Raw genomic sequence first — 7,660 nt, 5'->3', positions numbered from 1 at the left:
GCCACTTCGGTCATCCACAGCGTTGCGGGCGGCACCCAAGAGCGTAGCAGCCAGCCAGTCCCACCTAGGGCAATCACGATCAGCGGCAACACCAACCAACCGCGCCAGGTTTTCAGCGGCAAGCTGACCGCCATACTGGGGATTGAAAGCAGCACGGCGGCGCCGAGCGCGAGCTTATAGCTCTGGGCGGTGGTCAGGTTAAGAATGATCGGCAGCGCGGTCAGGAGCGCGGCGAATAAAGCCAGCGTATGCAAGCCCAAGTACAACCAGCGCCTTGGGGCCAGCCATTTGTAGTACAGCGGATCGGTGATCGTCACCAGTGCGGCGGCGCCCAGCAGGCCGGTAAAAACTAATTGGCCGCTGTTCCAAGTGGTGGTGATAAAAAAGAACGGCAGGACGAAAAATAGACTTTCCTGATGGATCATTTGCGTTGCATAACGCAGCAAAGGCGGGGGTATTTCGCGCTTAAAAACGCGGGCAAACCATTGCGTCAGGGTGTTTTCGAGCATCAGCCAGATCCAGCTCACCAGCAGGATCACCGCGATCCAGCGGGCCATGCCTTGTTGGCGGTCGACCAAAATAAAACTGCCCACACCTGAGCAAAAACCGAACAGCGCAATCAACCCCGGATAACGCTTCATTAACTCTAGGGCGCGTTGTACGTAGTGGTTCCAGTTTGGCATTCGGTGATTCACATTCTGCGTGAGGAAAATCCCCGACAGAATAACGGTTTACCGAGGTGCACGTCTTATCTCTGTAGGAGCTGCCGCAGGCTGCGATCTTTTGATCGTTAAAAACAAAAGATCGCAGCCTGCGGCAGCTCCTACAGAGGAAGTATTAGCGAACTGAACTCTCGAAGCGGCTCACGCCTGTCAGTTCCAGCACCAACTCATCACCGGCATTCAATGGGCCAACACCGACCGGAGTGCCGGTCATGATCACGTCGCCCGCTTGCAGCGAGAAGCACGAGGCCATGTGTTGAATCATCGGCACAATCGGGTTGAGCATCAGAGCGCTGTTGCCGTCTTGGCGCACTTCGCCGTTGATGGTCAGACGAATACCAATGTCCGTCAGATCTTCGAACACGCTGCTCTGCACAAAAGGGGCGAGAACGCAGGCACCGTCAAAGGACTTGGCGATCTCCCACGGCAGACCTTTGCCTTTGAGTTCGGCTTGTTTGTCACGCAGAGTCAGATCCAAGCCCGGAGCGAAGCCGGAGATCGCATCTATCACTTCTTCAGCGCTGGGGGTGTTCGACAAAGGCTTGCCGATCAGCACCGAAATTTCGGCTTCATAATGCACCGAACCGCGCTCGGCAGGGATTGCAAAGCCGCCCTCAGCCGCCACGACACAACTGCCGGGCTTAATAAACAGCAGCGGCTCAGTCGGGATCGGGTTATCGAGCTCTTTAGCGTGCTCTGCATAGTTACGACCGATGCACACCACTTTGCCGATAGGAAAGTGAATTCGGGTACCGTCGACATATTGGTGCTGATAGCTCATGGATCGACTCCGCTGTGGATTATTCGTATGGGTAGGAGCAAGCTCGTTCCTACAGGGATTTATGTCGTTATTTAAACCGCAAAAATCTTACCTGGGTTCATGATGCCATTCGGGTCAAATACAGCCTTGAGGGCTTTCATGTATTCGATCTCGACCGGCGAGCGGCTGTAAGTTAGGTAGTCACGCTTGGTCATACCTACGCCGTGTTCGGCCGAAATCGAGCCGTTGTACTTCTCGACGGTTTCAAACACCCATTTGTTGACCGTCGCGCACTTGGTAAAGAACTCGTCTTTGCTCAGGTTCTGCGGCTTGAGAATGTTCAAGTGCAAGTTGCCGTCGCCAATATGACCGAACCAAACAATCTCAAAGTCCGGGTAGTGCTCGCCGACGATGGTGTCAATTTCTTTCAAAAAGGCCGGGACTTTCGAGACTGTGACGGAAATATCGTTTTTGTACGGCGTCCAGTGCGAAATCGTTTCAGAGATGTACTCGCGCAGCTTCCACAGATTGTGCAGCTGGGTTTCGCTCTGGCTCATCACGCCGTCCAGCACCCAGCCTTGTTCCACGCAATGCTCGAAGGTTTGCAGTGCCGCGTCGGCCACTTCTTCAGTGGTCGCTTCAAACTCCAACAGCGCGTAGAACGGGCAGTCCGTTTCAAACGGCGAAGGCACGTCACCACGGCCCATGACTTTGGTCAGTGCCTTGTCAGAGAAAAACTCAAAAGCCGTCAGATCCAGTTTGTTCTGGAAGGCGTGCAGCACCGGCATGATGGAATCGAAGTCGGGAGTACCCAACACCATAGCCGTCAGATTTTTCGGCGCTCGATCCAAGCGCATGGTTGCTTCAACCACAAACCCCAACGTGCCCTCCGCGCCGATAAATAGTTGGCGCATGTCATAGCCGGTGGCGTTTTTAATCAGGTCTTTGTTCAGTTCCAGAACGTCGCCTTTGCCGGTCACGACTTTCATGCCCGCCACCCAGTTGCGGGTCATGCCGTAGCGAATCACCTTAATACCGCCCGCATTGGTGCCGATATTGCCGCCAATTTGGCTAGAACCGGCCGAAGCAAAGTCCACCGGGTAATACAGACCATTTTCTTCTGCCAGATTTTGCAGATGCTCAGTGATCACGCCCGGCTGGCAGACCGCAGTGCGATCCGTCAGGTTGAGTTCCAGTACTTGGTTCATGTAATCGAATGACACCACTACTTCGCCGTTCGCTGCGACTGCACCCGCCGACAAGCCTGTGCGCCCACCAGACGGCACCAGCGCAACCTTGTGAGTGTTCGCCCAACGTACGATGGCCTGCACCTGCTCAATGGTTTTGGGGAAGACAATAGCGCTGGGTGCGGGAGCGAAATGCTTGGTCCAGTCCTTGCCGTAAGCATTAAGGGAGTCAGGGTCGGTCAAAACCTTGCCAGGCTCAACCAAGGTCTTTAACTCTTCAATCATGGCAGGATGGGTCATCAACAGAACTCTCGAACAATTCATGGTCATCCTGAGATCGCTTCACGTCGCAGGAGTGGGTGTTTAGCGGGGCGCTTATGCTAGCATACGACCCCCCCGTAGAATCGAGCCGTAGGACGATTCACGGTGCCGGTCTTCACGCCGGCCAGGTCAGCTCTGGCTGTCCATTCCCTGCCATTTTTTCTCTGGGACACAGGTTTACGCAGATGAGCAAGACTTCTCTCGATAAGAGCAAGATCAAGTTCCTTCTTTTAGAAGGCGTCCACCAATCCGCTGTTGAAGTACTGAAGTCTGCTGGCTACACCAGCATTGAGTACATCACCAGTTCCTTGCCTGAAGCCCAGCTGAAGGAAAAGATCGCTGATGCCCACTTTCTCGGCATCCGTTCTCGTACCCAGCTGACCGAAGAAGTGTTCGACTGCGCCAAGAAACTGGTGGCTGTTGGTTGTTTCTGCATTGGCACCAACCAAGTCGATCTCAACGCTGCTCGCGAACGTGGCATCGCTGTCTTCAACGCCCCTTACTCCAACACCCGTTCGGTGGCCGAGTTGGTGCTGGCTGAAGCGATCCTATTGCTGCGTGGCATCCCTGAGAAAAACGCTTCCTGCCACCGCGGTGGTTGGATCAAAAGCGCGGCCAACTCCTTCGAAATCCGAGGCAAAAAGCTGGGTATCGTGGGTTACGGTTCGATTGGTACTCAGCTGTCGGTATTGGCTGAGAGCCTGGGCATGCAGGTGTTTTTCTACGACACCGTGACCAAGCTGCCATTGGGTAACGCGACTCAGGTCGGCAACCTGCACGAACTGTTGGGCATGTCCGACATCGTGACCTTGCACGTACCTGAAACGCCAGCCACACAGTGGATGATCGGCGAGAAAGAAATCCGCGCCATCAAAAAGGGCGGCATTTTCATCAACGCCGCCCGTGGCACAGTGGTTGAGTTGGACGCCTTGGCTGACGCGATCAAGGACAAACACCTGATCGGCGCTGCTATCGACGTGTTCCCGGTTGAGCCGCGTTCCAACGACGACGTGTTCGAAAGCCCGCTGCGTGGTTTGGACAACGTGATCCTGACCCCGCACATCGGTGGCTCGACGGCTGAAGCCCAAGCCAACATTGGCCTGGAAGTGGCAGAGAAGCTGGTCAAGTACAGCGACAACGGTACGTCCGTATCGTCGGTAAACTTCCCGGAAGTGGCCTTGCCCGCTCACCCTGGCAAGCACCGTTTGCTGCACATCCACGAGAACATTCCGGGTGTAATGAGCGAGATCAACAAAGTCTTCGCCGAAAACGGAATCAACATCTCCGGCCAGTTCCTGCAAACCAACGAAAAAGTCGGTTATGTCGTGATCGACGTCGACGCCGAGTATTCCGACTTGGCGCAGACCAAGCTGCAAACCATCAACGGCACCATCCGTTGCCGCGTGTTGTTCTAAGGCGCGCGTCACTAAAGTGTCAGACCTTCGGGTCTAATGCCCATCAGCCAAGTCTTCTCGCTTGGCTAATTGGCCACAAAAAAATCCGATGCCAGTGATGGTGTCGGATTTTTTTATGCCTGTGGTTTCGTGCAGGCAGTGGGCCTAAGCCATGCACGCCGCTGACAGCATTTAGATCGTCTTTTACTGTCCCTTTTTTAGAATCAATCATTCCTTTTTTTGCCTAATTGTTTTGATTCTATGCCCGCTTCAGAATGGCCCCCATACCGCAGACAGCGCCACCGGCACAGCGCGGTGACCCATTACAACCCAACGCTTTCAACCCTCCTGAAGAGATTAAGACCATGTCCAAACGCGAACTGCTGAACCCAACCAACGCCGCTCTGATCCTGATCGACCACCAGCCGCAAATGGCCTTCGGCGTTCAGTCGATTGACCGCCAAACACTGAAGAACAACACGGTTGGTCTGGCCAAAGCCGCCAAGATCTTCAACGGGCCGACGCTCTACACCTCGGTCGAAACCGAGAGCTTCAGCGGCTACATTTGGCCGGAACTGCTGGCGGTGAACCCAGGCGCTCAGCCTATCGAACGCAGCTCGATGAACAGCTGGGAAGACGCCAAGCTGGTGGAAGCGGTGAAGGCCACCGGTCGCAAGAAGCTGATCATGGCAGCACTGTGGACCGAGGTCTGCCTGACCTTCCCGGCACTGCAAGCCATGGACGAGGGCTACGAGGTGTACATCGTCACCGACGCTTCGGGCGGAACCACTCAAGAAGCTCATGACATGTCAGTGCAGCGCATGATCCAAGCGGGCGCGATACCGGTGACCTGGCAGCAAGTGTTGCTCGAGTTCCAGCGTGACTGGGCACACAAAGAAACCTACCAAGCGGTGATGGACTTGGTCTTGCAGCACAGCGGTGCATACGGTATGGGCGTGGATTACGCCTACACCATGGTGCACAAAGCCCCTCAACGTCAGGTGTCTTAACCGTTAGACCTGAACCCTCAGCCTGAGCAGCTAACGCGCTCAGGCTGAGGGTTTCACGCTAATGCCCGCGCCCTGCTTAAGCGATTTGGCTGTCGTCGAGCCACAAGAGATGCCTCCATGAGTCCAGTTGAGAGCTTCGCAGCCACCCACCCGTTGTCATTGCTCGCCCTGAATGTCTTCGGTGATCAAATTGGCTTACCGATTCCGTCTTACCCTTCACTGGTACTCGCGGGGGCATTTGCCAGTGAGCATGGATCACCTGAGCCCGGACTTGTGGTGTTGATGGCACTGCTTGTTTGCTTGCTGGCGGACAGCCTCTGGTACTGGATGGGGGCGCGATATGGCGACGCCCTGACGCGCAAAATCAACCGAGGCTCACCCAAGATGAGTGCTGCCTTTGCTAAAGGGCGCAATGCCTATCTACGGTATGGCCCGGTGGTGCTGGTTTTTGCCAAGTTCATCCCTGGAGCGGGAGCCGTTTCGACGTTGCTGGCAGGGCAGATGGCCATGCCCAAGTCGCACTTCGTGGCCTATAGCATTTTGGGTTCATTGGTCTGGAGCAGCAGCGCATTGGCGCTCGGTGCGAGTTTTGGCGGGCCGCTTTTGTATGCCTTCGATAATTTGAAGCAATACCTGGTGCTTGGGTTGGCTGTCATGAGTATCGGCGCGCTGGCGCTGATGGCTTATAAAGCTGCGTTTTCTGCACGCAAACAAGCGATGCGGCGCCCGAGCACTAAGTAGTTGCCCAGCGCCTCATGACGATGACTGATCCCAACGTTGTTCCATTTAGAAACGAGGATTTGCGACATGGCCACTTCAGCTATTCAGCATAAGCCAAAGACCTTGGCCGATATTTCTTTACCTTTGGGCCTGCTCTTTTTGCGTGTCTGTGCCGCGCTGTTACTGCTCCACATTCACGGCCTTCCAAAGCTGCTCAATTGGAGTGCTGAGTTGCAGCGTATTGAAGACCCGTTTGGCTTAGGGGCGACCCTGACACTCGCGATGGCGGTGTTTGCTGAGGTGATCTGCCCGGTATTACTGCTTCTGGGTGTGTTTGCGCGGCTCGCTTGCCTGCCCGTACTTGCAGTGCTGGCCATTGCGTTGCTGGTGGTTCATCCAGAGTGGACCTTGGAGCAGGCTCAGTTCGCTTGGTTATTTACGGTGCTGTATGCGGGGTTGGCCATTACCGGGCCGGGGGCTTGGGTCATCAAGACTCCCGCGTTTTTCGCAAAACGCAGCCTTGCATGACCCATAAAGCAACTTCAGTGGCTGACCGGTTCGTGATACCGATTAAACCGCGGCCGTCTCGGGAATCCGTAGCTCTGCCGCGAGGAAGTCCAAGAACGCTCGGGTCTTTAATGGAATTCGCCGAGCCGACGGGTAGACGGCGTTGATGGTGATAGGAGGTGCTTCCCACTCTTCCAAAATCTGCACCAATCGTCCTTCAGACAAAGCCTTTTCGACAATGAAAAGAGGCAGCAAGGCGATCCCCATGTCAGCTTCTGCGCCTTGGGCTAGCAGATCACCGTTATTTGAATGCAGAGGCCCCGTCACGTGCACGCGCTGCACATCTTTACCATTGCTCAACTGCAAGCTGGCCCCACTTTGTAGGTAGCCGTAGTTTAAGCATTGGTGGGTCGCAAGGTCTTTGGGGGTTTCTGGAACACCGTGCTGCGCCAAATAACCTGGCGACGCGACCAATACCCGCGGCGCAGGTGAGAGATGCCGGGCGATCAGCGAGGAGTCTGCCAAGCTCGCAATGCGGATCGTCACGTCGAATCCACCCTTGATGGGGTCGACCTGCTGATCGCTCAACACCAGTTGCAGCTCCACATTGGGATAAAGCGCATGAAATTGAGGCAGCAGTGGGCCTAAACGACACAGACCAAAGGACATGGGCGCGTTAACGCGCAGTACGCCTTGCACTTGTGCCAAACCACTGCGGGCGCGTTGCTCGGCCTCATCGAGCGAGGCCACCACTTCTCGGCAGGCTTCGTAGTATTCGCAACCGGCCTCAGTGAGGTGCAGGCTACGCGTCGTGCGGTGCAACAATTGAACGCCCAGAGCCTCTTCTAGCGCTTGAATTTGCTTACTCACTTTTGAACGCGGCACATGCAGAATTCTCGCCGCCGCGCTAAAACCGCTCGCATCGACGGTGGCCATGAAGGTCCGCATGCATTCAATTCGATCCACTCAACTGTCCCTTTTTTTTGAATCAATGATTCTTTTTTTGCCGGGTTGTTTCAGCTGCAATCCCATCTCAACC

General features: G+C 55.3%; 8 protein-coding genes. 4 read left to right on the top strand and 4 right to left on the bottom strand.

The window, feature by feature from the left end; genetic code table 11:
• The 3 genes from AQS70_RS15150 to AQS70_RS15140 form a co-directional block, all read right to left on the bottom strand.
• Positions 1-683 (bottom strand): DUF5924 family protein (locus AQS70_RS15150; protein WP_055103586.1); only part of this gene is annotated, 683 nt, incomplete at its 3' end.
• 154 nt (positions 684-837) lie between these two features.
• Positions 838-1,503, bottom strand: a complete 666-nt coding sequence (locus tag AQS70_RS15145; RefSeq protein WP_055103581.1) for a fumarylacetoacetate hydrolase family protein — start codon at positions 1,501-1,503, stop codon at positions 838-840.
• 71 nt (positions 1,504-1,574) lie between these two features.
• On the bottom strand, positions 1,575-2,969 hold the full coding sequence (locus tag AQS70_RS15140; protein ID WP_055103580.1) for an FAD-binding oxidoreductase: 1,395 nt from the start codon (positions 2,967-2,969) through the stop codon (positions 1,575-1,577).
• Between the two features lie 206 nt (positions 2,970-3,175).
• Between AQS70_RS15140 and serA the strand changes: the two genes are divergently transcribed.
• The 4 genes from serA (at position 3,176) to AQS70_RS15120 (ending at position 6,642) form a co-directional block, all read left to right on the top strand.
• Positions 3,176-4,405 carry a phosphoglycerate dehydrogenase gene (serA, locus tag AQS70_RS15135; protein WP_055103579.1) on the top strand — a complete coding sequence of 410 codons (1,230 nt, stop codon included), beginning with the start codon at positions 3,176-3,178 and terminating at the stop codon, positions 4,403-4,405.
• Between the two features lie 344 nt (positions 4,406-4,749).
• A complete protein-coding gene (locus AQS70_RS15130; RefSeq protein WP_055103585.1) occupies positions 4,750-5,394 on the top strand; it encodes a hydrolase in 645 nt (214 codons plus the stop codon).
• Between the two features lie 117 nt (positions 5,395-5,511).
• Complete coding sequence (locus AQS70_RS15125; protein ID WP_055103578.1) at positions 5,512-6,135, top strand: DedA family protein; 624 nt, start codon at positions 5,512-5,514, stop codon at positions 6,133-6,135.
• Between the two features lie 66 nt (positions 6,136-6,201).
• Complete coding sequence (locus AQS70_RS15120) at positions 6,202-6,642, top strand: DoxX family protein (RefSeq protein ID WP_055103577.1); 441 nt, start codon at positions 6,202-6,204, stop codon at positions 6,640-6,642.
• Positions 6,643-6,684: 42 nt separating this feature from the next.
• Here the strand turns inward: AQS70_RS15120 and AQS70_RS15115 are convergent, their stop codons facing one another.
• Positions 6,685-7,587, bottom strand: coding sequence for a LysR family transcriptional regulator (locus AQS70_RS15115; RefSeq protein ID WP_055103576.1), 903 nt, complete (start codon positions 7,585-7,587; stop codon positions 6,685-6,687).
• Between the last annotated feature and the right edge of the window lie 73 nt (positions 7,588-7,660).

Source organism: Pseudomonas endophytica (assembly GCF_001411475.1).
Taxonomy (GTDB): Bacteria; Pseudomonadota; Gammaproteobacteria; order Pseudomonadales; family Pseudomonadaceae; genus Aquipseudomonas; species Aquipseudomonas endophytica.
This window is presented reverse-complemented; position numbering and strand designations above follow the sequence as displayed.